General features: G+C 43.6%; 14 protein-coding genes and 1 pseudogene. 8 read left to right on the top strand and 7 right to left on the bottom strand.

Annotated features, from left to right (window positions below; genetic code table 11):
* The first annotated feature begins 350 nt into the window (after positions 1-350).
* Together F0251_RS14230 and F0251_RS14225 are read left to right on the top strand one after the other, a co-directional pair.
* The gene (locus F0251_RS14230) at positions 351-5,333 is read left to right on the top strand and encodes an AAA domain-containing protein (RefSeq protein WP_171731216.1); all 4,983 of its coding nucleotides are present in this window, start codon (positions 351-353) and stop codon (positions 5,331-5,333) included.
* Positions 5,330-6,766, top strand: a complete 1,437-nt coding sequence (locus tag F0251_RS14225; protein WP_171731215.1) for a hypothetical protein — start codon at positions 5,330-5,332, stop codon at positions 6,764-6,766. The genes F0251_RS14230 and F0251_RS14225 overlap by 4 nt, the downstream gene beginning before the upstream one ends.
* A gap of 308 nt (positions 6,767-7,074) precedes the next feature.
* Here the strand turns inward: F0251_RS14225 and F0251_RS14220 are convergent, their stop codons facing one another.
* From F0251_RS14220 to F0251_RS14200, 5 genes and pseudogenes are all read right to left on the bottom strand, one after another.
* Entirely contained in the window at positions 7,075-7,479 is a 405-nt protein-coding gene (locus F0251_RS14220) for a hypothetical protein (RefSeq protein ID WP_053309202.1), read from the bottom strand.
* The gene (locus F0251_RS14215) at positions 7,472-9,529 is read right to left on the bottom strand and encodes a hypothetical protein (RefSeq protein ID WP_171731214.1); all 2,058 of its coding nucleotides are present in this window, start codon (positions 9,527-9,529) and stop codon (positions 7,472-7,474) included. Before F0251_RS14215 ends, F0251_RS14220 begins: the two co-directional genes overlap by 8 nt.
* Positions 9,522-12,617 carry a hypothetical protein gene (locus F0251_RS14210; protein WP_171731213.1) on the bottom strand — a complete coding sequence of 1,032 codons (3,096 nt, stop codon included), beginning with the start codon at positions 12,615-12,617 and terminating at the stop codon, positions 9,522-9,524. Before F0251_RS14210 ends, F0251_RS14215 begins: the two co-directional genes overlap by 8 nt.
* Complete coding sequence (locus tag F0251_RS14205; protein WP_171731212.1) at positions 12,614-14,089, bottom strand: tyrosine-type recombinase/integrase; 1,476 nt, start codon at positions 14,087-14,089, stop codon at positions 12,614-12,616. The genes F0251_RS14210 and F0251_RS14205 overlap by 4 nt, the downstream gene beginning before the upstream one ends.
* Positions 14,090-14,186: 97 nt before the next feature.
* Positions 14,187-14,795, bottom strand: a pseudogene (locus tag F0251_RS14200) (magnesium chelatase domain-containing protein); the annotation flags it as partial.
* A gap of 472 nt (positions 14,796-15,267) precedes the next feature.
* Here F0251_RS14200 and ilvG point away from each other — a divergent pair.
* The 5 genes from ilvG to ilvA are packed head-to-tail and all read left to right on the top strand — an operon-like array spanning position 15,268 to position 21,589.
* Entirely contained in the window at positions 15,268-16,914 is a 1,647-nt protein-coding gene (gene ilvG, locus F0251_RS14195) for an acetolactate synthase 2 catalytic subunit (RefSeq protein WP_116869882.1), read from the top strand.
* Position 16,915: 1 nt separating this feature from the next.
* The gene (gene ilvM / locus F0251_RS14190) at positions 16,916-17,200 is read left to right on the top strand and encodes an acetolactate synthase 2 small subunit (RefSeq protein WP_004739310.1); all 285 of its coding nucleotides are present in this window, start codon (positions 16,916-16,918) and stop codon (positions 17,198-17,200) included.
* Between the two features lie 12 nt (positions 17,201-17,212).
* The gene (locus F0251_RS14185) at positions 17,213-18,166 is read left to right on the top strand and encodes a branched-chain amino acid transaminase (protein ID WP_061033959.1); all 954 of its coding nucleotides are present in this window, start codon (positions 17,213-17,215) and stop codon (positions 18,164-18,166) included.
* A gap of 33 nt (positions 18,167-18,199) precedes the next feature.
* Positions 18,200-20,041, top strand: coding sequence for a dihydroxy-acid dehydratase (ilvD, locus tag F0251_RS14180; RefSeq protein WP_171731210.1), 1,842 nt, complete (start codon positions 18,200-18,202; stop codon positions 20,039-20,041).
* A gap of 3 nt (positions 20,042-20,044) precedes the next feature.
* The gene (gene ilvA, locus F0251_RS14175) at positions 20,045-21,589 is read left to right on the top strand and encodes a threonine ammonia-lyase, biosynthetic (RefSeq protein ID WP_102426595.1); all 1,545 of its coding nucleotides are present in this window, start codon (positions 20,045-20,047) and stop codon (positions 21,587-21,589) included.
* 71 nt (positions 21,590-21,660) lie between these two features.
* Here the strand turns inward: ilvA and punR are convergent, their stop codons facing one another.
* On the bottom strand, positions 21,661-22,575 hold the full coding sequence (punR, locus tag F0251_RS14170; protein ID WP_008221371.1) for a DNA-binding transcriptional activator PunR: 915 nt from the start codon (positions 22,573-22,575) through the stop codon (positions 21,661-21,663).
* A 163-nt stretch (positions 22,576-22,738) separates the two neighbouring features.
* Here punR and punC point away from each other — a divergent pair, with 163 nt between their 5' ends.
* The gene (gene punC, locus F0251_RS14165; RefSeq protein WP_171731209.1) at positions 22,739-23,950 is read left to right on the top strand and encodes a purine nucleoside transporter PunC; all 1,212 of its coding nucleotides are present in this window, start codon (positions 22,739-22,741) and stop codon (positions 23,948-23,950) included.
* Between the two features lie 74 nt (positions 23,951-24,024).
* Here the strand turns inward: punC and F0251_RS14160 are convergent, their stop codons facing one another.
* The gene (locus tag F0251_RS14160) at positions 24,025-25,644 is read right to left on the bottom strand and encodes a sensor domain-containing diguanylate cyclase (RefSeq protein ID WP_171731233.1); all 1,620 of its coding nucleotides are present in this window, start codon (positions 25,642-25,644) and stop codon (positions 24,025-24,027) included.
* Positions 25,645-25,805: the final 161 nt, after the last annotated feature.

Below are 25,805 nucleotides of genomic sequence, written 5' to 3'. Positions count from 1 at the left end.
GATTTAGATTCCTTTTTACTGTGGGAACTTGACCGAAACAAATTTGCACCATTGTGTGCTGGAGTGGATATTTGGTCACAATCTCTCAATACAACTTTGGCTTACTATTATCTCTCCTAAATAGCCTGCCTGCACACCAACTAAAGCAATTGACTGGATGTAGTCTATCAAGACATTGGCTATTTACGCATACAGATGCCCATTTAATATGAGTCAAGTTTTTTATCATCCTATGTGATACATTCCTTCTCTTAGTCATGAAAATGACTCAATGTCATAGAAGTGGCTGCGAGGGTGCCTTATCAGACAACCAAAAAAGAACAACAAGCCAAATAGAGAGAGGAATTCAGTTGGAGATAGAAATCTGGGATGGTGGCTTACAAGAGCAAGAAGTAGCTGCTATCGAAAAAATTAAGGCTGCATTTTCGGATAAGGTTTCTACACCTAAGAAGCCTGCACGCGGTGGCTCACTTGGAGAACAGTTGCAAAGCTATGGCTATGGTAGTGGCAACAACGGGATGTTTCCATGGAAAGGCTATGCCGGTTTTCGTTTTGTTGAGTCAAAAAAAGAAGGTGAGTTCGACTTAGTCATTGTAACACACTGCAACGTTATCATCGTTGAGTTGAAAGATTGGAACCATCAGTCTGTTACAGCACGCGGTGACTCTTGGTATAAGGGCGACCAGAGCATGGGACGCTCGCCGGTCAGCGTAACTCGTGGCAAAAAGTTCACACTAGACAACAAGCTAAAGCGCCTGGCTCAACGTTTTACGAACAAAAACTATGCCCCTTTTGTTCATTTCTTCGTTGTCATGACTGGAAATGCAGACTTCAGTCAGTTGCCTGAAGATCAGCTTCACCATACGATTTCATTAACGGATTTTCTTAAATTTGCTGATCGAAATACCTTTAATAAACACTTCAGGCCACACCCCAATGCACAGGTTCTGAATCAAGATTTTCCTATTTTTGATAACTTATTCTTAGGGCCTCAGACTGCGCCAAAAGCTCTAAGGGTCGATGGTTACGAAGCCAAGGATAAAATCTTCGAGCACCCGAAGAAAGTGTATCGGGAGTACCTTGCAAAGTCTGAGATCTCGTCTAGTACCGAAGCATTGCTCCGCGTATGGAGCTTCAAAAATGTTCAGGGAAGCAAGGCATACACTCCTGAAGGAAGAGCAGAGATTGTTTCCCGTGAACGTGAAGTGTTACAGCACATAAACCACCAGAACCGGGACTTATATAACCACTGCTTGCGGTCGTTGACGAGTTTCCAAAAAGACGAGGTGACAGCAGAGTATAGTGAGGTATACGAGCTTCCCCCTGGTCATGTTCGCTTTAATGAGTTTATAGGAAAATATGGCAAGGCTTTTTCAGTATTAGACCGCTTGAATGTTACTAAGCTGCTAATTGCTAAGTTTGGCAATCTGCACGAGATGAAAATTGCTCACAGGGACATTGCTGATCATAGTCTTTGGATTTCACCATCAAAAGAGGTCGCGCTTTCAAACTTTATCTCTGCTTATCATCAACCTATTGGTACGGTTGGAGATTATCGCAAGAGTCTGTCTGTGGGTGCTGTTGAAGCACAAGACATGCTAGATGGGGGCGATTTGACACCTTTTCAGCAGGATGTTCACGCCTTGGGGCTTGTTGCCTGGCACTTGCTTAGCGGGAAGCGTATGTCCCCTAAGAGCCTGGAAACAGTTCAGGATGACATGCTAAACAGTGAGCAATGGTATTCAGGAGTATTGTTGGATGCTGTTGCTGCAAAGTTCGCTTCTGCTACAGAGTTCTTTGATGCATTGAAGCAAGCCGAGCCTGCTGGCGAGGCTATTCCAACATTTGATGATGCTGAGCTTGATCCTTACCGACATGCTATCAACCACTCGCGCCAGTATCGGGAAGACGATGACTTTCTGGTTGAGACTGCTGAAAAAGAAGTCTATGTCTCAGGCGGAAGACTCATAAAAGCTTGGTTGAATGCCGGTGGACAAGGAGATGATTCTGCAACAAACTTCCAGGTTCTTAAGTTTCTGAAATTACTAGATAAGCTTTCTTCAGTCAAACCGACTTACCTACCGGAAATCCGTGAGTTTGGCATTGCTTCGAAGTCATCGAGTCTGTATATGGTTACAGACCAAGTGCAAGGAGCTACTTGGGATAAGGCGCTGATTGCAGACGATGAGAAAATTGAGCTAGTTGGTAAGTTCGTTGCCGCTGTGGAGCACCTACACGACCTTGGTGTTGCTCACGGCGATATCCATCCTGGCAATGTGATGTTGGAGACTGAAAGTCGCTCTCTTTACTTAATCGATATCCCAGACTTTTCACCGTCCGGGGAAGAGTCAAAGAACCACTGCTACAGTCCTGAATATATCGATGGCTGTACCTCTTTTGAGCGTGATAACTTTGCAGTGATGAAGATGTCATGCGAATTGCTTGGCTTACCTTGGGGGCATGAGTCTGAAACTTACCCAGCCTTGGCAAATGCGATCCGGGCTGAGTTAGAAGATCCTCAATTTGGGTTTAAGGATTTAGGTCGTTTTAAGAAGGCTATAGACAGTGATGACGCATCGTCAGAGCAAAGCCTGATTGAGATTACAGCAGGTAACGCCGATGAAGCTATCACTATCCTGCCCGATAACGGTCATCTGTATGTCAAAGTTGAGCCGAACCATAAGGAGCCAACTGAAGTCAAAGTAACCTTCACTGGGATTGGCGGCAGTTTTTCTGCAATGTTCTGCAAACAGCAGAAAGCCCTGCTTGTTGGCTTCAAGCCATGGCCGCGGTCATCAATTCGCAAGCAGGATATTGACGATAGCCAGTTTGAAATTGGTACTGGCATACGGATTATCCCTGGTCGGCCACAAGAAATGTCTGCTTTGACTGATCTGCTCAATGAAGATGAGTCTTTTGCACGTGCGATAGATCTGGCTACAGCATCTGAAGAAAAGCAAGAGCAAGAAGAAGGTACAGGTACGCTAACTCTTCAGTTGAAGGAAGCCTTCTCAAAGCTAGACAAGCAGGCTGTGGAGCCAGCTTCGACAAAGACGCTGGAAATACCGACCGTGAAACTGTGGCGGGCGATTCTGGATACGGAGACCGAGTCGTACCCAAATATTGAAGTCAGTGGTGAAATTATTCCTGTAGCAGACGCTCATGGAGAACTTCTGATCCCTTACTCTGCTGATGTAGATCCTCTAGGTGGATTCAGCAGTAGTGATGAAGTCGAAGCATTATTGGTTGATCAGGAAGGTGTCGAGCGGTTTATTGGCGAGGTGTCACTTAAGAAGTCAGCACTTAAAGAGATCCGGCTGGTCAAAACCCGTGCGGCAGCATATAAGTTGACCGACTCCGATATTGTATTCTTCCGTACCAAGCAGGATCGTGCTTCATATCGCAAGCGTAAACGAGCTTTGGAGCGACTACTTGATCGAGAAGGCGTAATGCCCGACTTGATGGATCTCTTCGACCCATCTTGCGAGAAACCTGCTCTAAACTACGGCATTTCGTTAAGTGATGCTGACTTCACTAGATATGACCGTGAAGACCAGCACGGAAACCAGATCAGCCTGAATGAGCAGCAAAGAGAGGCGTTTACCAAGTTGGTTAACAATGGTCCTCTTTCCTTACTACAGGGACCGCCAGGGACGGGTAAAACCGAGTTTATTGCGGCCTTTGTGCATTATTTGGTTGAGAAGCAGAACACCAAACGCATCTTGCTAGTTAGCCAGTCACATGAGGCGGTAAATACAGCAGCTGAGCGGATCAGGAAGCACTGTGCTCGTCTGAATACAGATCTGGAAGTTGTTAGGTTTAGTAACCGTGAAGGGGCTGTTTCTCCAGGGCTCAAAGATGTTTATTCGAACGCAATCACAACTGAGAAGCGTGAACTGTTCAACGCAGAGAGTAAGTACCGTGTTGAAGCCTTGAGTGAAGCTATTGGTTTGGAGCCTGAGTTCATTTCCAGTGTTGTGCTAGCAGAGCTTAAGCTGTTCAAGCAAATTGACCACCTTGAGACATTACTTTATCAAGTCAATGATTTGAGTGATGAAAAAGACATAAAGGAGCTGAAAGAGATTTCAGTAGAGCTCGACCTTTCAATCCGCTCCAAGCTGAGCACAGAGTACGGTATTAGCTTGGATGCAGAAGCAAAGGTCTCTGAAGCAAAAGAAATTCTAGTTTCCAAGCTGTGTAGGGAATATGGTGTCAGACCTGATGAGGCACGCAGAGTCAAAGCGTTAGCTAAGATATCGCGAGATATGCAGGATGCTTTATCGGGAGAGCGGGTTAACGTTGACGAGTTCTATGCGCGCTCGAGACAGTTGGTGGCAGGTACATGTGTCGGTATTGGACAAGGCCACATTGGCATTCAGGATAATATCTACGATTGGGTGATCATCGACGAGGCTGCTCGCTCAATTGCGAGTGAACTAGCCATCGCAATGCAGTCAGCTAGACGCGTCTTGCTAGTAGGAGACCACTTACAGCTTCCTCCATTGTACTCCGACGCTCATAAGGCTGCTTTGGCAAGAAAATTGGGTATTAACAGTTCGCGCACTGAGATCGATGAAGTGTTGCGAAGTGACTTTGCCCGCGCATTCAACTCTAGCTATGGTGAGCAAGCTAGCGCAGCACTGCTGACGCAATATCGTATGGCTCCGCCTATTGGTGATTTGGTATCGCAGACCTTCTATGACGGTAAACTTCGAAATGGCGAGCGAGCAATTCCAGATGTCTATCAGCATGCGCCACGAGCCTTGCGCAGTATGGTGACCTGGCTGGATACCTCTAACTTGGGCCAACGGGCGCATCATTTGGAAGATCGTGGGACAAGTATCTACAACCGCTGCGAAGCCGATCAGATTATTTCTGTGCTCAAACAGGTGTCAGAGAATGCTGAATTCGTAGCGGAGCTATCGAAGCTCACTAGCAAAGATGAAGCTGCTCTCGGTGTGATTTGTATGTATGCCGAGCAAAAGAGATTACTGCGTCAGAAATTCAATCAAGAAATCTGGAGTGACGGCTTCAAGGACCTAGTCAAAATTGACACGGTAGATAGCTATCAAGGTAAGGAAAACAGGATCATCATTCTGTCCTTAACGCGTTCGGATAAGCGGCATAGCCCAGGGTTCTTACGAGCACCTAATCGGATCAACGTGGCGATGTCTCGTGCAATGGATCGTTTGTTGATTGTTGGCAATGCGGATATTTGGAAGGGGAACAACAAAGAGCTGCCATTAGGCTCCGTTGTTCGTTATATGACTGAGCGTGGTCAGGATGCAGGGTACACATTCCTTTCAGCTAAGCAGGGTGGGAAACAGAAATGATGTCTGATAACAAAGTAACTTATCACGAGGTTGACTTCCTGCTGCCCGCGCAGAGGTTCAACATTCAGTTTTCATACGTCTCTCAGAAAGGGCTGCCATTTGTCAGAGAGTTTGTGCTCCGGCTTGTGCATGTCTCCCCAATGAGTAAAGCACAAATTTCGACCTATTTTGGCTTTAGCCGCCATGAAACAGAGGAAGCGATTTCAGATCTGGTTCAGCGAGGTGAACTGACTCTGTCACCAGATTGCCGTCTGGTCTTGACCGAAAAATCACAAGGTTACTTTTCTGAAATTGGCGAGATCCCACAGCTTTCAACAGTGCAAGATAGTGGGGCTACACTGTCATTTGATCTGGCTACTTTTAGTTGCTTTAGCAACAAAAATGTCCAAGACAAGTGGAAAGCTGGTATATCTCTCAAGATTGATAATAGTAACGCTTCTCAAAGCGAAAAGTTGGTAGAGAAGCACTTTCAACACCAGTTCAATCAGATCCTAGATAAGGGCTATCTATCTCATTTGCAGACTCAGGACGGAAAAGAACAACCCTCTGTCTACACAGTGAATTCTGTCAACAAACTGCGACAACTGCCGTTGCGTTTGACTACAGAGTTCCAAATGGATATCGATGGCAAATCTGTCGAACGTGAAGACTATGAAGAGCTAATTAGCTCGGAGTGTGTTCATGAACTAATGGCAATAGAGCTCGCTCGGGTATCAACGCTTAATAACACCATGAGCATCTTTAAATCCATGGTGTCGCTAAGTGATGAAGAGACACTAAAGCTGTTCGATTCTAAGACAAATTTGATCAATCCGAACTATGTCGAGGAGATGCAGGCTTTGGAAAAGCATACTGCTTCAGGCAGAGCGACTTTCCTGGGGCCAATCTACTCTAAAGGCAACTGGCAAAAACTGCAGAAAGCTCTGGCTCCAATGCTCGCTAAGCGCATCGAGAGCAAAGCAGATAAGGGCAGTAGTCGCTTTACTTGGATTGCGCCTTCAGATCCATTCTGGGCAAAGAGTGACCGCTTTATTTCTAGCTTGAGCGACTTCATTCACAAGTCGAGTACGAAAGAGAAGCAGCTTTACAAACCTGTACTGTACGTACCAGTTTCCGATGACAAGGACTCTAGGATAGCCAAACAATGGAAGAATGAACTTGGACCGTTCCACAAAGATGTTAAAGGGCTTGCTGAAGGTTTCTTGGATGGTAATGTTGAAATCCTTCACCTTGAAGGTGAACTAGCTGCTGTTATTTATCATTTCGCTCAACCAGAAACTTTGCCAGTGACTATGCCTTTGGGCTTTATTTCAACGAACAAGGCTACAGTATCGAAAATCGGAAAACTAGTAATTGACTATGTGGCGGGCAGTTCTTCATTTGATAAACCAAATGATTGTGGCTCTATATCATCAATAGCTAAAAGTAGTTAATCGATTGGGGGAAAACCACTAATGGATAGGCAGAGTTTAATTTTCGACTGAGCTCTGCTTATCTGAATTTACCGAGATAGTGTATTAGTGCTAAATCGATTATGTCCAGAGGCGTGTTACAGCGAGTTATCATCTATCCTGTGACATATCCACATTTGAGTAAGCCCAGAGGCACAGCCGTGTCTCTGGACGACTAATCTACTGCAATCTAAGTACAATACAAGCCATATTTGGATATACATCATAACGACTGCAAGTATACGTAGCCTTTGCTTAAAGCAGTCAGATCGTGTATGAGTCAATACACATTAAAGCTTCCCATACTTTTCTTTATATTCTAGTAGTAACTCAGATGCATTCTCGTACCTGACTCTCATATCATCATACATGCTGTACAAGGCGTTGATGTGTGATAGTAAGGCAGATACGTCATCACCTTTAGCCGACTTACTCAACTGTGATATAGCCTTCTGTTGCTTCTTATTCTGCTCTGTTAGCTTCTTATTTTTATAGGATAAATCTCTATTATCCCATTGTTTTTTTTGAACTTGCCTCGCAGTGTCAATTTTTGCCAATAGTTTAGGATAGTTATTGGCAATGTTAGAGCGTTGGCAGCCTAGATATCTCGCGATGGCATTAGCATTTATTTTTCGATCTTCACTGATAAAAAGGGCTAAAGCCTGCTCGATTTTTTCCTCTGATACTTTACCCATTATAAACCTCTTTTGTTCCATTACCTTCTATATCAGATATAGCCTTATCAGCTGATGCTAGCGTCCTTTTCAAGACACTTAAGAAGGCTTGGTATCTTTCAGCTAAGCCAGCATCCATGATTCGGCTAATGCCTCGCTCGGCGCTGTTTTTGGTTGCCGTCCAAAATGGTAAGTGCCTTCTAGTCGCAAAATATGTATAACAATAAATACAGCTATCAGGAACGGCCACATTGTGCATTTTACAGCTAGAACCTGCTGCACAATAACCATGAGGTAAACCAAGGATTCCATCACTGTTTTTTGTCGCCAAGGCAATTAGCTCTTGAATACTCTCTATATGTTCGTGATGGTCTGTCGAGAATATAATTCCTGATTGTCCTTTGTTTAATTTATTGACGATGTTTTTCAGCCGTTTGCCACCGCCGCCACCTATTTCACCTTTTATAGCGCTTTCAACAATATCGGTAATTACTTCCTCTGTTAAAAGAGCATCAAATCCCTCGATAATATTTTTTAAATCATCAATCGCCTCAAAACCACGTTGAGCATAAACAAATGTGACCATCTCGCTCATATGCTTAAACTGTTGGGATATATGATGGATATCGCCTAATTTATTGGCAATAATGAACCACGCAAAACTATGCCTCAACATATGAGGCGTAACTCTGAAAATATCTCCTACTTTATATTCAACTCCTCTCATGCCAGAGTTTGCACTTACTGATTTATAGTTGCATTTGTATTTTTTTAAAAACTCAATATCAGACTCTGTTACTTCAACTTCAATTAAATCTAACGCTACAGCAGTCGAGCCTTGCCCAGAAGTATCAGTTTTAATTGGTTTGGTTGGTTTAGGAAACCAGAGGTTTCCTTTTTGTGATGCGTAGTTAAATGCGAAGAGATAATTATTTTCAAGAGCTTCTTCAAATAGCTCCCCGTTCCTTTCACTAATTTTTGAAGGGTAGTATTTTAGAATTAGCTTAATTCTATCATAATAGACAGTATTAACGTCACTTAGTAATTTCATAGCGTCATACACTTGTTTACAGGATACCCAATCAAGAACAACATCCTCATTGGTATATTTCCTCAATGTTGACTCAATGAAATATTTCACCTTCCCATTTTCTCTTTTACACTTATGAGCGTTGTTTTTTGTTGCTTTGCCTTCCGATACCCTAAACCCTGTAAGAGCTAGCAACATAGTAAATGCATAAGGAGTTATTCTTCTTATCTTATCCCTTAGCCCCCTATATTCAACAACTTCATCTTTACTCAACATTCTAGGTAATATACTTAAAACATTCTGGTTCACATTTGGGTTTCTTAGTGCATAAGCTTCAAAATTGACATTAACTTTTTTCCCTAGGGCGATAAACCGCTTTATATCCTTTTTATTTTCAAATAATTTACTACATTCAGAAATTATTTTTTTCTGAATCATCGGTGGAACTAATGGGTGTTTCAGTCGGTTGACAGTATCAGCTTTAGTTCGTTTGGCTTTAGTGTTAGCCTCAATAACTTCCTTTGAAAACTCTTGATTTATGAAGTTCAGATCAAGCAATACGGTCAAGGAGTCCTTAACCACACCAACTGTTGACGGACCACCCTCCTGCCGATAGTTAATATAAGATGAAACAACATCATTAAACTTCAACTTTGGTAATTCACCTAATTCATGAAATGATTCATAACCTCTGGAGTTAAGATACTTTGAGAGCCTTATCAATTCTTTTATTATTCTTGAAGATGTACTGAACCTTTTTGTGGCACCTCCTAGTTTAGTACCACGCTTAGCTATTAAGATAAAAATCGTTTTTACTTCAAACTCGAATATAGGAAGCGTCTCTATTACGAGTCTTTTTTCAGTTTTATTTGGTCTAAATTTATTACCTTTAAAATTGTAAGCTTCGCCGTTCAACTGTGATTCGTAGACAGTAAAATCAGGTATTTGATTGACTTCTTCCAATGTTAGTCTATTAATTTTATAGCTTCCATCTAGCTCTTGAGACACTAGCTGATCAAACACTTCATCCAATTTATTCATGGCTATTACCTACAATATTAGATAATGGAAATGCAAACTCCCAATCAGGGTGCTGCCCCTTTGTCTCAATTAAAGATCTCGCTTTATTAACAATGTCTGGCTTAGATGCTTCTATGAAAGATATAATGTCATCAACTCTCTTTGACAATATGTCAACGAACTCCCTCTGATTTTCAGGATCTTCATTATTGACTATAGCTCGCTCCATTGATGATATGACATATTCTTTATATGACAATAATTTCCACATATGGTCTGCGTCTTTCACTACTTTAAAATACTTACACCAAATACAAGCAAGAAAATCGCCGCAATACTTATTGTCTTTATCAACAATTTTAGCATTTAATTTATTAAATCGTTTCACTTCATCGCTATCTAGTTCTGATGAGCAAACTCCTACTGGTGTTTCTTGAGCATTATCAAGTTCATTAATATCATCGATAGCATTTAACTCTTGGCTTATTTCTTTCCCTGAGAAATAGTTAGCCATTATATCGATTCCCCTTGAAAGTGTTTCCTCGCCCTCAGATTTTGATATCGTTTTGTAGCTTTTCAGGAAAGTTTGAAAGTTATGAGCAGCCAATTCCTCATATTCTCTCACACTCTTGGCTATATTTTTGTAAATAAAATTTACGCCACCTTTTCTAATTTTTCTTGGGTTATAGTGTATCTTACACCCTAAGTCTGATATTAATTTAGGTATCCTTCTTAAATTACCGGCATCTATCCTTTTTACACCATTCACTTCACATGGCTCTATAAATAAATGATTTTCGACACTGTGTTTTTTCCTGAGTTCAGAAGTTAGGTTATCTCTGACAAATATAATATCTCTTACAACCGACCTTAAGTCTCGGTCTGCAACTGAACTGCTATCAAAGTCATACTGACTTGGCTTATATGAACGCCTATTTTTAATCAAAACCAAGTCATAGTTTTCTTGATTAGTTATAGGGTTAACTCTTTTGGTTAATCTATTTAATGATAAGTCCAATAATGGCTGTTGATTCCAACCTGTCTTTATTTGTATCTTTGCATAATAGAAATATATTTTATCACGTAAAGAAGTATTTTTACATCTTAGTGCTTTCTCTATGTAGAAAGCCAATTCTCTAACTTCTTCCACTGTATAGTGTTTATTACTATTACCAGAAATCTTTTTAATTTTCTCATCTTTAGAGTTTGATATAACATACACATCAGGAACCTCTCCAGCAAACTCGCCAATAATACTCCTAAATGAATTTCTATAGTGCATAATTGTTGTGGAATTTTCGCTTTTATCTTTTACAAGAGATTGAAATATCTCTAAGCAAGTAACACCTACATTGTATTTTCTATCAACAAAGGCTAATAATCCATTATCTTTTATTGCCTCTAATTGTTTACTGGATAACCTTGGCAAGACTTTTTTTAAACCAGCTATAAAATTCTGAAGTTTTGAGTGATAGGTTATTTCAGACATATCAAGATGGTCTAGATTTCGCATATATTCTTCATGTTTTACTTTGAAGTCATAGAAAGCCTTTTCTGATAAATATCCTAAGACATCTAGGCTCATAGGTTTAATTTCATTATTTCTTGATATACCGCTAAAATATAACGTATATGGAGAGTCTTTTATAACAAATACATCTTTATTGAAATGATGTTTTAGTATTGACAATCCAAGACGATATAATGACTTTGCTCCAATTAATCTGGCGCGTTCATTGATCCTATCATTGATATCTTCTTTATCTAAATAATTAAGACCTAATCTACATAACTCATTAAATTCATTATCAGGTAGTATCTCTTTTAGCAATGGAAGGCCGATAGAGTCAAAGTCTGAAAAGTAATGCATGACAGTAGTTCTACTTACTCCCTTAAATTCATGTTTTGTAGCTATATCCGCTAATTCATTGAATATTACCCTTGAGTATTTGTAGGTATTTTTTAAAAATACATCTCCTCCTTGTAACTTTAGTGGCACTCTATAATTTGGGTAATCAATACCTAGCGGAGTCAAGACTTCAATCATAGTTTTATGATTAAAATGAACTACATTTCCCTTTAAATCTTCTGACAAATCTATATTTTCATTGAATATCAACAGATTTACATCAGTGAATATTTCTTTATACTTATCACTACTTTTTATGTATTCAATTGCTTCTAATGCACCAATTATACTCAACCTGACAGTCCATTCTTTAACATCATTACTTAGTTTCTTAACTTTCCAATCAACAAGTGCATCAAAGAATTCAATCGACACATGGTAAGCACTGTATAACACTGGGGTATCAACCCCTTCATGTTTAGTTGTTGTAATTAAATCAGCCTGCTTATAAACACCATTAGAGTAATTTATTAAGTTAGTTAGTTGTTTTATTCGTAGCAAAGCTGATTTTTCGTCACTTACATTATATATGGTATACTCAAGATCGATCCAATCCACCTTATTGATTATAAGTGGATGCAAACCTTTTTCTTTTAACTTCTTGATTTGCTGATTATTCAAAAGAGGTAAGATGTCAAAAAAACCTTTGATAGAGCCAGCAAGCGTTACTGATAATCCACCATGTTTGTAAACAGAGGAAGTTAAGTCTCTTAGATCTTGAAAAAGCTTTGTTCCAAAAAGTCCATGATTAAAAATGAGGTCACTGTGTAATTGAAGTCTGTACTCATTACCTACCAGAGTTTCTGTAGTAACTATTTTAGATGTTGCATAAATACCATGAGAGTAATTTATGATATTTGCTAAAGCCTTTCTTAATCCTACTGCTTTTTTGGGGTTAGAAGCGTGAGCAGCATGAATAAGATATTCTAGCTCAACCCATACATCTGTTTCTTCTAACAAGAAGCTTACGCCAGAACCTCTCAATACCTTAAGGTTTTCATCGGATAAACAGTCCAAGAGTTCAAAGAAATAATTTATTGTTTGGCGCTTTGTGTCCCTTGATGCTCCCGCAGGTAAAGGAGTTATGATTATGCTATCTAATTGCTTCAGTAGCCTAGAATCTTGCAAATGATGCCTTTCAATGATGGCTCCATTCTTCTCGTGAAACTTTTTAACCATGTTTGCTTCACTTATTGTCATCCCTGCTCCTCACTTCCTAGTTCTCTTACTGAAGCTTCCACTTCTTGACTTAGCTCCTGTTTTTCCCGAGTTAAACGTTCTTCAACATCCTTGTAAATTTCACTAACCCACAGGTCTAACTTCTCATCATATGTAATGCCTCTAGCCACATTAACGTAATGCTGTAATGTGGTATCCCAGCTATTGTGACCTAGCAGCTCCATAACCTTCCATTTGATGAAACCTAATGGCATCCCCATAGCGAACATAGCTTTAATTAACCTTGTAGCATATGTGGCTCTAGAGCCATGAAAGTGCGGCTCATCAAGGATTAAGTTGCCTTTTTTTCTGAGTTCTGGTCTCGATTTGGAAACAATATTAATAACAGAGCGCCCAGAGATTCTGACCCCACGTTGGTTTATAAATAATGGCTTGCCGTGTGTTTGTTCGTAGGCTAATGCATCGGAGTGCTCAGGAAGGCTTTCTAAGTAGGATTTGTACTTAGGCATATGCTTGAGTCGTTTTGCAGAATTCTTATGAGCAAAAAGACGTGACATCAGTTTCTTGGGAACTAATACGGTTCTTCGCTTGTCATTTTTGCCAATTATCTCAACATCGAATACTGATTTATCAGATAGTTCAGGATCTACAATTTGTTCATCAGGTAAGCGGGTTATTTCTTTAGCCCTGAGACCCACCTGAAAACCTAAATCAGCCCAGAGACGTCTTGTCTCAAACTGCATATATTGAGTTCCGAAAAAAGCCGTCATTTCAGCTAGTGACCAAGGCTGATTGTCTCGTTTCACCTTATCCGATTTGTGTTTCTTTGGTACCCTTAGGTCAGTTGTTTGTACTAGGAGTGGTTTCTTATATGCAGAAATAACAGCATCAGGAGCAAAGAGAAAGTCCAACTCATCATCGTCTTTATCCTTGCCCTTGGATACTGAAACGTACTTGTAATCAAAAGGGATCTTATCAATTCGACCAGTCTTATACATCCATTCGTAAAACTGTTTAACATGCAAGAGTAAAAGGTTCCCAGTGCTGAACTCTATCTCTCTAGATTTCACTCTATCAATGACATGACTTTTAAATCGGTATGGCGGCAGCCATAGTTTCTGGTCAGCAGAGAAAGTGTTTAGTAGGCCATCGTAAATATCTAAGCTCTCTTCTTCGCAGAAAGTAAAGTATGCTTTGAGTGAAGCTGCTATCTTATCAAGTGTGACCACCTGAACTGTCTCACCATCGCTATCTCTATTCTTGTCCTCTATATCCTTGTAATTAACACGACCTGTGTATTTCTGCTGTAAGAACAAGTTAGCATCAAGACATTCACTCATCATAGAAGTGCTATGCAACACGGGAAACTTAAGTACCACCTCTGGTGCCTGATATTTGATAACTCTCAAATGTTCACCATTCAGCTCTTCTGTCTCTCCATTGAAAGAACCTAATGCGCCTACTTCTAATTCGATAGCCTTCTTAAGAATCATATGGATAACCACTGTTAAGTAACACAAACTAAAGGGTAACACTTTTTGCATTATTTTACAGGTGATACTTCCATAAACTTGATCGAGGTGACGGTGATGCTCGCTTACCTTGTTGTTGACCAATGATGTCTTGCAAGTCGCGAAGCTCAGATACATCGACTTGATGTTGCTCAGTGCGATACAACCCCAATTGAGCCTGGCCACACATATCCGCACAAACTTCTAACAGGGTTTGAGCCGATTTATGCGCCCCTTTACCAACTAATGCTGCCTGATCACCATTGTGATGCGGTACCACCAAGCAACGCTCAACGCTGTCCGCAGCCAGTGTCGCTGGCAGAACCCCTTTCACTGAACGCAACTCTCCAGACAATGCCAACTCACCAATAAATTCATGCTGCGCTATTTTTGATGTGGGTAACTGATCAGAGGCGACCAAAATCCCAAGCGCGATTGGCAAATCAAAACGACCTCCCTCTTTGGGCAAGTCAGCAGGAGCAAGGTTGACCGTGATTCTTTTCGATGGAAACTCAAAGCGAGAATTGATGATGGCACTTCTGACTCTATCCTTGGACTCTTTAACCGTTGTCTCAGGTAAGCCCACCAGCGTGAAACCGGGCATTCCGTTACTAATATGCACCTCAACCGTCACTTCTGGCGCTTCTACCCCCACACTAGCCCGGCTATGAATTATCGCGAGTCCCATAAGTTTCCTTTCTCTTTGATTTAAAAGTATTCGCTCTGGATATTCGTTGCGCACCAAAGCAATAAGATTGTTATATAGCTTGGTGGAATGGTGTTTTAATGTGAAAAAAGAATGACATTTTCCTTGTCATGCGACAGATTTGTGTGATAACACTAGAGATGTAGACATTTACTGAACAGAATAAACAAGAAAACTCGAATTATATGAACTTCAACGCTCGCATTTACGCACTGATTAACCTGATTATCGTAGTCATTATTGAGACTGCGCGGGGGCGAGTGGGAAAAAAGTAACCACGAATTAGAAAAAACCCCCGCACTGACAAGTCCGGGGGTTTTTTCTAATTTACAGATTCGAATTTTATATTTTTGAACATTTTCGGCTTTGCCGATTTACAGGAAGAATGGGAGCACAAGATGTGCAGAGACAAAGGAAAAAGTTACCAAAATAAAGGTAATACGGGAGAATTCCGATGAAAGGCGCAGAACTAGTTGTATCCGCACTAAAGCAGCAAGGAATTGAGACCGTATTTGGCTACCCAGGCGGTGCCATCATGCCAATCTACGATGCACTTTATGACGGCGGAGTTGAGCACATCTTATGTCGCCATGAGCAAGGCGCGGCCATGGCTGCGATCGGTATGGCTCGTGCAACACAAGATGTGGCAGTATGTATGGCAACCTCAGGTCCAGGTGCTACTAACTTAGTAACAGGCCTAGCCGATGCCTTTATGGACTCTATTCCACTGGTCGCTATCACAGGTCAGGTAGCAAGTTCCCACATCGGTACCGATGCATTCCAAGAGATGGATGTGATTGGTATGTCTCTATCATGTACTAAACACAGCTACCTAGTTACCGACATTGAAGAGCTAGCTCCAACACTAGCCGAAGCATTTGTGGTAGCGAAATCTGGCCGACCTGGCCCAGTTATCGTTGATATCGCCAAAGATGTTCAACTGGCTGAAGCTCCGGTAAACACTCTTCCTGAATTTACTCCTCCTGCAATTCCGGTAGCAACGACTGATGCTATTGAGCAGGCGCAGCACTTCTTATCTCAAGCTACCCGCCCTGTTTTATACGTAGGTGGTGGCGTTCAATTAGCAAAAGCGACCGATGCCGTTCGCGAGTTTTTGCGCCTTAACCCAATGCCAGCAGTAAGCACATTGAAAGGCTTAGGCACTATTGAGCGTGACGACCCGCACTACCTTGGTATGCTTGGTATGCACGGCACGAAAGCCGCTAACCTAGTGGTTCAAGAGAGTGACTTACTGATCGTAGTTGGTGCTCGTTTTGATGACCGAGTAACCGGCAAGCTTGATACCTTTGCACCACACGCGAAAGTTATCCATATCGATATCGATGCGGCTGAGTTCAGTAAACTGCGTCTTGCCGATGCGCCAATTCGTGGCGACATCAACAAGATCATGCCTCAACTTGAATTGAGCCAAGACATCTCCTCTTGGGTTCATCACTCAGAAGGCCTACGTAGCTCATTCAAGTGGCGCTATGACCACCCAGGCGATCTGATCTTTGCTCCACTGCTGTTAAAGCAACTGTCAGACATGATGCCTGCAAGCTCTATCGTTTCAACCGATGTGGGCCAACACCAAATGTGGGCTGCACAGCATATTCAACCTCGCGATCCACAAAACTTCATCACCTCTGCTGGTCTAGGCACTATGGGCTTTGGTTTACCAGCCGCGATGGGTGCTTCGGTTGGCCGTCCTGATGACCAATCTATTCTTATCTCTGGTGATGGCTCGTTCATGATGAACGTGCAAGAGCTGGGTACGCTAAAACGCCGCCAAATCCCAGTGAAGATGGTACTGCTAAACAACTCTCGCTTGGGCATGGTTCGCCAATGGCAATCGCTGTTCTTTGATGGTCGCCACAGTGAAACCATCTTAGATGACAACCCTGACTTCGTGATGTTAGCGAAAGCCTTCGATATCCCGGGCAAGACCATTACTCGTAAAGAAGAAGTAGAGCCCGCTCTAAAAGAGATGCTAGAGAGCAAGACGGCTTACCTACTTCATGTTCTTATCGATGAAGAAGAGAACGTATGGCCACTAGTACCGCCAGGTGCTTCAAACAGTGATATGTTGGAGAACACATAACATGAAAAGATACCTATTAGACATCAAAGCCGATGATAAGCCAGTACTACTAGAGCGTGTTCTTCGTGTTATTCGTCACCGTGGCTTTATCGTTAAACAAGTAGCCGGCACTCAGAACCATGAAAGCAAGATCGCTAGCGTTGAAATCATTGTCGACAGTGAGCGTCCGATTTCCTTCTTGGTCAATCAAATCGAAAAACTGTGGGATGTACGTACCGTTGACGTTATCTCTATCAGTCGTAATGAATTGCCAAACAATAACTTACAACAAAAGATAAGTGCATAAGGAACCGCAAACATGACAGCAAAAACGGCAGACTATATTTGGTTTAACGGTGAAATGGTTCCTTGGGCAGAGGCGAACGTTCACGTCTTAACCCACGCTATGCACTACGGTACTTCAGTGTTTGAAGGTGTTCGTTGCTACAACACACCAAAAGGGCCGGTCATCTTCCGTCACCCAGAACACGCAAAGCGCCTAAAAGATTCAGCAAAAATCTACCGCTTCCCGATTCCTTACACTGAGGAAGAGATTATGGAAGCGACTCGCGAAACACTACGTCAAAACAAACTAGAGTCAGCCTACATCCGCCCTCTAGGCTTTGTTGGTAACGTAGGTTTGGGCGTATGTCCTCCAGAAAATACTGAGATGGACCTTATCATCGCCGCTTTCCCTTGGGGCTCTTACCTAGGTGAAGAAGCGCTAGAAAATGGCGTAGATGCGATGATCTCAAGCTGGAACCGTGCAGCTCCAAACACCATCCCAACGGCAGCAAAAGCGGGTGGTAACTACCTATCTTCTCTACTGGTTGGTGGTGAAGCACGTCGTCATGGTTACGATGAAGGTATCGCTCTCAGTGTCGATGGTTACCTTTCAGAAGGTGCAGGTGAGAACATCTTTGTAGTACGCAATGGCGTGCTATCCACACCACCAGCGACCAGTGCGATTCTACCGGGCATCACGCGTGATTCGATCATGACGCTAGCAAAGGACATGGGTTATGAAATCCGTGAAGAGAACATTGCTCGTGAAGCGCTATACCTTGCCGACGAAGTCTTCATGACAGGTACAGCAGCGGAAATTGTTCCGGTTCGCAGCGTAGACAAAATTACAGTAGGTGAAGGCAAACGCGGTCCTATCACTGAAAAAGTTCAAGCGGCTTACTTTGGTCTCTTCAATGGTACCACTGAAGATAAGTGGGGCTGGCTAGACTATGTTTACCCAGAAAACCAAACTTCAGACAATCAGTAAGCAACAGCCAAATATTTTATAAGGATTTAAGCAATGCCAATCTATCGTTCAGCAACGACTACCCACGGACGCAACATGGCTGGTGCGCGCGCTTTATGGCGTGCAACTGGCGTTAAAGATGATGATTTCGGTAAGCCAATCATCGCAGTTGTAAACTCTTTCACTCAATTCGTACCAGGCCACGTTCACCTTAAAGATATGGGTCAATTGGTTGCAGGTGAAATCGAGAAAGCGGGCGGTATCGCTAAAGAATTCAACACCATCGCAGTTGATGATGGTATCGCAATGGGTCACGGCGGCATGCTGTACTCACTGCCATCACGTGAGCTTATCGCAGACTCTGTAGAGTACATGGTTAACGCTCACTGTGCGGACGCGATGGTATGTATCTCGAACTGTGACAAAATCACTCCGGGAATGATGATGGCAGCTATGCGCCTAAACATCCCAGTGATCTTTGTATCAGGCGGCCCAATGGAAGCAGGTAAAACCAAGCTTTCCGATCAAATCATCAAGCTAGACCTTGTTGATGCAATGATCCAGGGTGCCGATCCAACAATTTCAGACGAGCAAAGTGAGCAAGTAGAGCGCTCTGCGTGTCCAACATGTGGTTCATGTTCAGGTATGTTCACAGCTAACTCAATGAACTGTCTAACTGAAGCACTTGGTCTATCTCAGCCTGGTAACGGCTCTATGCTAGCAACGCACGCTGACCGTGAAGAGCTGTTCATCAATGCCGGTAAGCGTATCGTTGACCTGACTAAGCGTTACTACGAGCAAGACGATGAATCAGCACTGCCTCGCAATATCGCGAACCGCGCAGCCTTTGAAAATGCAATGGCTCTAGATATTGCAATGGGTGGTTCGAGTAACACCGTTCTTCACCTATTGGCAGCAGCTCAAGAGGGTGAAGTCGACTTTGATATGGGTGATATCGACGAGATGTCTCGCCGTGTTCCACACCTATGTAAAGTAGCTCCTTCAACACCGAAATATCACATGGAAGACGTTCACCGCGCAGGTGGTGTAATGGCTATCCTTGGTGAACTAGACCGTGCAGGCCTACTGAACAACCAAACTCGCACTGTGCTTGGTCTAAGCATGCAAGAGCAGCTTGCTCAATACGACATCATGCAGACAGAAGACGAAGCGGTACTTAAATTCTTCCGTGCTGGCCCTGCGGGCATTCGCACGACTAAAGCCTTCTCGCAAGATTGTCGTTGGGATCGCCTTGATGACGACCGTAAAGAAGGTTGTATCCGTACTAAAGAGAATGCATTCAGCCAAGAAGGTGGCCTAGCGGTACTTTCAGGTAACATCGCCGTTGACGGTTGTATCGTTAAGACAGCTGGCGTTGATGAAGAGAACCTGAAATTCCAAGGCCCAGCGATCGTATTTGAAAGCCAAGACACCGCCGTAGAAGGTATCTTAGGTGGCAAAGTAAAAGCGGGTGAAGTGGTTGTTATCCGTTACGAAGGTCCTAAAGGTGGCCCGGGCATGCAAGAGATGCTTTACCCGACGACTTACCTAAAATCTATGGGCTTAGGTAAGTCTTGTGCACTACTAACCGATGGTCGCTTCTCTGGTGGTACATCGGGTCTGTCTATCGGTCACGCTTCTCCAGAAGCAGCAAGTGGCGGTGTGATTGGTCTAGTCAATACTGGCGACATCATCACTATCGATATCCCTAGTCGCTCGATCACACTTGACGTGCCTGAAGCTGAACTAGAAGCGCGTCGTGTTAAGCAAGACGCACTAGGCTGGAAACCAGCAGACCGTCAGCGTGAAGTGTCGTTCGCACTGAAAGCTTACGCAAGCATGGCAACCAGTGCCGACAAAGGCGCGGTGCGTGATAAGTCGAAGCTTGAGGGCTAATCTATGAGTGATGACACGGTCAGTCCCCAAAAACAAACTGGCGCAGATTATCTGCGTCAGATCCTGAGAGCGCCAGTTTACGAAGCCGCAATCGTGACACCTCTTCAAGAGATGCCTCGCTTAAGTGCTCGCATTGGTAATCAGGTTCAGCTAAAGCGTGAAGACCGTCAGCCGGTCCACTCGTTCAAGCTACGTGGTGCCTACAACATGGTATCAAGCCTTTCAGAGCAACAGAAAGCCGCAGGTGTGATTGCAGCATCGGCAGGTAACCATGCTCAAGGTATGGCGCTGTCCGGTTCTAAGCTTGGTATTCAAACCACGATTGTGATGCCAAAAACCACACCAGACATCAAGGTTGATGCGGTACGTGGCTTTGGCGGTAACGTAGTTCTACACGGCAGCAACTTTGATGAAGCTAAAGCTGAAGCAGAACGCCTTTCCGCTGAACATGGCTACACCTTTGTGCCTCCTTTCGATCACCCATTAGTGATCGCCGGACAGGGCACCATGGGTATGGAAATGCTTCAGCAAAATGGTCACATGGATTACATCTTTGTGCCTGTCGGTGGTGGTGGTTTGGCTGCGGGTGTTGCCGTGCTAGTTAAGCAATTGATGCCAGAAATAAAAGTCATCGCGGTTGAACCTGAAGATTCATCTTGCTTGAAAGCAGCACTGGATGCCGGTGAGCCAGTAGTACTGGATCAAGTCAGCATGTTTGCCGATGGCGTTGCGGTTAAGCGCATTGGTGAAGAGACATTCCGTCTGTGTCAGCAGTACATCGATGGTCACATAGCCGTATCTAGCGATGAGATCTGCTCTGCGGTCAAAGACATCTTTGAAGACACTCGTGCGATTGCCGAGCCTTCTGGTGCGCTTGCTCTGGCTGGTTTAAAGAAGTTTGCAGAGCAGAACCAACTGCAAGGCAAACAACTGGCAACGGTACTTTCTGGTGCTAATACCAACTTCCATGGTCTGCGTTATGTGTCTGAACGTTGCGAGCTGGGTGAGAAACGAGAAGGTCTACTTGCGGTTACTATTCCAGAGCGACAAGGTGCCTTCCTAGAGTTCTGTAATATCATTGGCGGCCGTGCTGTGACTGAGTTTAACTACCGTCATAACGATGACAGCCTAGCGAACATCTTCGTCGGTGTACGTCTCAATGGTGGACAAGAAGAACTCGATCACATCATCAACGACCTGCGTGAAGGTGGCTATCCAGTCGTCGATCTGTCTGATGATGAGATGGCAAAACTGCACATTCGTTACATGATTGGTGGCAAACCATCAAAACCATTGAAAGAGCGCTTGTACAGCTTTGAGTTTCCAGAATATCCAGGTGCATTGATTAAGTTCCTTGATACATTGGGCACCCATTGGAATATCAGCCTGTTCAACTACCGTAACCACGGCGCTGATTACGGCCGTGTATTGTGTGGATTCGAACTGGATGATGATGATTTGGCTCAGTTCTCTACTCACCTCAGAGAGCTTGGTTACCAGTGTAAAGATGAAACCGATAACCCTTCTTACAAGTTCTTCTTGTCATAAGAGAGAGTTACCGAAACAAAAGAGCGAGTTTTCACTCGCTCTTTTTGATCTTACCAACAAAGATCTTTCAACTAGATCGCTTTGCGATGATCCAGCCAATCACGGTGAAGTTGTTCACTGGATCCTAAATAATTGACCATCCACTCGATCAACTTATGGTTATCGTCTTTTCGCCACACCAAGCAACACTGACTCAACGGGCTTGGTTCTGGCAAGATTTTCTCCACCAGCAAACCTTGTTCGATAATCGGCGCGGCAATATGCCTCGGCATGTACCCCACTCCAACGCCGTTCTTGAGGCATTCAATAGCGCTATACCAGTTAGGTAACAGCAAACGCCTTTGATTGGTGTAGTGTCCAGTATGACGCTTAGGCAGCACGCTTGAGGTATCATCCAAGCAGATGGCTGGATATTGGCTCACGAACTCTTCATTAAGGTTCTGTTCGCGCACACACGGGTGGCTTGGCGACATCACAAACGCCCAATCTAATTGCCCCATGTCTTTGACTTCAAAATCGCCACCAACTGGCACAGCTGACGTGGCGCCAATCACGATATCCGCCCTGCCCTGTGCAATCGCTTCCCATGAACCGTTGAATACCTCCATGTTGATCTGAAGTTCGGCAAATTCAAAGGTTTGATAGAACTCTTCAATCATCGGCTTCATCTTGTCGAGCTTCACCACATTGTCGAGCGTGAGACGCAAAGTTTTCTTCCAACCACGGGCTGCTCGACGAGTCTGGGCACTGACCTCTTCCATTTGCCTCAGTAGTGCACGCGCCTCTTCAATGAACAATTCACCTGCCGGAGTGAGCTCGACCTTTCTAGGTAAACGCCTGAAAAGTAGTACATCTAGTTCTTGTTCGACCTGTCTAACACCATAGCTGATCGCCGAGGGCACTTTGTGCAACTGCTCCGCCGCAGCAGTAAAGCTACCTAAACGCGCTACCGTGTCGAGCATTTCTAAAGAGGATTTAGAGAACATAAGCCTTCAAATTTTTTGATTGATAACCACATATTTTAGCGTTTTATTTTATCAGATCCGAAAAATAGAATGTCAGCATAAATAAACAGGGACTTTCACCTCTGTATATCAAACAATTTTTTTGATGATAAAAACATCACTACTTTTAGCGTAATGGCATCTTATGAATATTTCTAAATTTCAATTGGTCTACCTTGCAGTACTTTCAATGCTAGGTTTTATCGCGACTGATATGTACCTTCCTGCATTTAAGGCGATGGAGATCGATTTCGCAACCGGTCCTGAACAGATCGCCCTATCTCTTACTGTATTCCTTGGTGGTATGGCTATGGGTCAACTGCTTTGGGGATTAGCGAGCGATAAATACGGTCACCGTAACACGCTGGCGGTTGGTCTTTTGATTTTCACTGCCGCTTCGTTCGGTTTGGCATTCAGTACTGAAGTTTGGCACCTACTGACGCTGCGCTTCATTCAAGCGATTGGCGTATGTGCACCAGCGGTAATCTGGCAAGCGATGGTTATCAAGCGCTACTCTGAGAGCAGCAGCCAACAAATTTTTGCAACCATCATGCCTTTGGTGGCACTGTCTCCAGCGCTGGCACCTCAACTTGGTGTGTTGCTGGCAGATAACTTTGGCTGGCACAGCATCTTCGTAACATTAACCCTAATGGGTGCGCTGCTAGTGGCAACCACTATGGCTCAGCCAAAAGAAGCACCAGAAGTAAAACAAACATCAGTGAAAACTGATATCAAAATGCTGCTTAAATCGAAGCCTTACGTGGGTAACGTATTGATGTTTGCATCGGCTTCTGCAGCGTTCTTTGCTTACCTAACGGGTATGCCTGAGATCATGGCGCAATTAGGCTACGAAGCAAAAGACATTGGTCTGAGCTTCATCCCACAGACGATCGCATTCATGGCAGGTGGTTACTTCGGTAAGCAAGCCGTGAAGAAATATGGCGATGGTGTGGTGCTAAGAAATCTGATCGGTTTGTTCAGCGTTGCTGCAATGCTTATCTTTATCGCATCACAGTGGGAACTGACATCAATCTGGCCTCTACTTGCACCCTTCTGTCTGATTGCAGTAGCAAATGGCGCACTTTACCCAATCGTAGTAAACCGTGCTCTATCAAGTGCAAAACAAAGCCCAGCAACAGCGGCTGGTCTACAGAATAGCTTACAAATCAGCATCAGCGGCCTTTCAAGCGCATTGGTAGCAGCAATGGCGAGCCAAGCATTAAGTGCGACAGGCATCGCGGTTGTGATTTGTTTGGGCGCATTGTGGATTGGTTACATCGTTTCAAACAAAGAGCTTTCAGAACACTTCGCTGCGCCGGATAACTCTCGCGTTGTAGCAGAAGAGAAACAAGACTAGTTTCTAGTTTAATAAAAACTAAAAAGAGCGAGGTAACTCGCTCTTTTTACATCTGAATTTTGTACTCACTAGAGTTAATGCGTAGCCGCTTCTCCATCAACAACTTCTAACGCAGGCGCCTTATGGCGGCTGTATTCATCATAATTAACCACTCGACTGCGTCCCATGTCTTTCGCCATGTACAGCGCGTTGTCCGCCATCTTCACCAGAGATTCGGTATCGGAGGCAGGCTTAGGATACGTAGCAACACCGATCGATACACCCAACTGACCTAAAGAAAGTCCTTTGTGTTCTAGGTGCATAGAACGAACTGCATCACACAAGGTTTGTCCGAACTCGGTCGCTTGCTGCATAGTGTAATGTGGAAGCAGCACCGCCAACTCTTCACCACCTAAGCGACAAGCTATCTCATCTTCACTGACACTTTGTTTGAGTAGCGCGCTAATCTCTTTCAACACGAAATCACCTGCATCATGACCAAAGTTATCATTGAAGCGTTTGAAGTGATCCAAATCGAGCATCAGCAAAGACAGTGGCTGCTCGCTGGTGGCTGAGTTCATTGAGTGCTCTTCCAACTTCTGCTCGAAGAAGCGACGGTTGAATAGTCCTGTCAGTGGATCGCTCAATGCTTGTGAGCGAAGCTTCTCTTGCAGGCTCAAGTTAGCCAGCGCCAAGCCTAGGTGTTCTGACACACTGAAAGCCAATTGCTCGGTGATGGGGTCAATCTCGATATGACCTTGACCGAAATAGAGGTGCATGATGCCTATGGTATTGCCATGCGCGGTCAATGGGATACAAAGGGTTTGATTGTTTTCCATCTCGTGCATGTGCCCACAAGTTAACGAATGGAAGTCATCATTTGATTGATGTGCTCGCCCCTTACGCAGTGACCAACACTCTTCAGGTGCAAAGCTCGTACTTCCGGGCCAAGTGTCTCCCCAATCTAGCTGGGTAATTAATTGATTTCGTGATGCTCGCATCAGTGAAACGCTGCCGTTCACCTTACCAAGAATTCGCGGCAAGATATCTGAAACGATCTGCTGAGCTTCCACCATGTTATTACACGCTGCAAGCATGTTGGCCAAACGGTGCATCAACTCAATCTCATGGGTTCTTTGGCGAATACGCTCATCTTGCTTCTTCTGCTCTTCTTCAACCTTGTGCACGATCTGACGGTTACTCACATACGAAGTGCCAATCAAAAAGCTCAAGCTCAATACAACCATCCCGATCAGAATACCCATTAGTTGGAAGTTCATCTGCTTAAGTTGATGCATTGGTGAAGAGATTACGATAACGAAACTGCTACCGTTCATCGACTCTTTATGCGAGTAATAGATACGATCAACGGAGGTAACGGTACTAAAGCGCACGTCACTACCAAGGCCGTTTTTTAAAGCTTGTTGAAACTCAGGACGATTGCTGTGGTTCTCAACACTCGCCAATGCATGATCAGAAAGGTCTGTATCACCAATCACCACACCATCAGGCGTAATAACCTGGATTCTCAATCGCGTACTGGCTTGAGTAAGATTGCCAATGTAATCATCCACATCCACTCCAGCAGTAAATAGGCTACTATCTTCACGGATCTCATAAACAACGTCAGACATCAATGAGACGAGATGGTTACGTTCGTTCTCTACCACTAACTTTTCCAAAGTGATGTAAAAACCATACAGGCCCACCAGCATTGAAAAAGATAAAATAATGATCGGCAAAGTTTGCCACTTTTTATCGACGAGCTTCATCTTGCGCACACTTTCAATTTACAGAACAACAACCCGATTATTAACAATCGTCCTACAAAATACAATTAGGAAATAGATTATTTTTTTGTCAGTCAGTGATGACA

The organism is Vibrio sp. 070316B (assembly GCF_013114115.1).
GTDB lineage: Bacteria > Pseudomonadota > Gammaproteobacteria > Enterobacterales > Vibrionaceae > Vibrio > Vibrio chagasii_B.
This window is presented reverse-complemented; position numbering and strand designations above follow the sequence as displayed.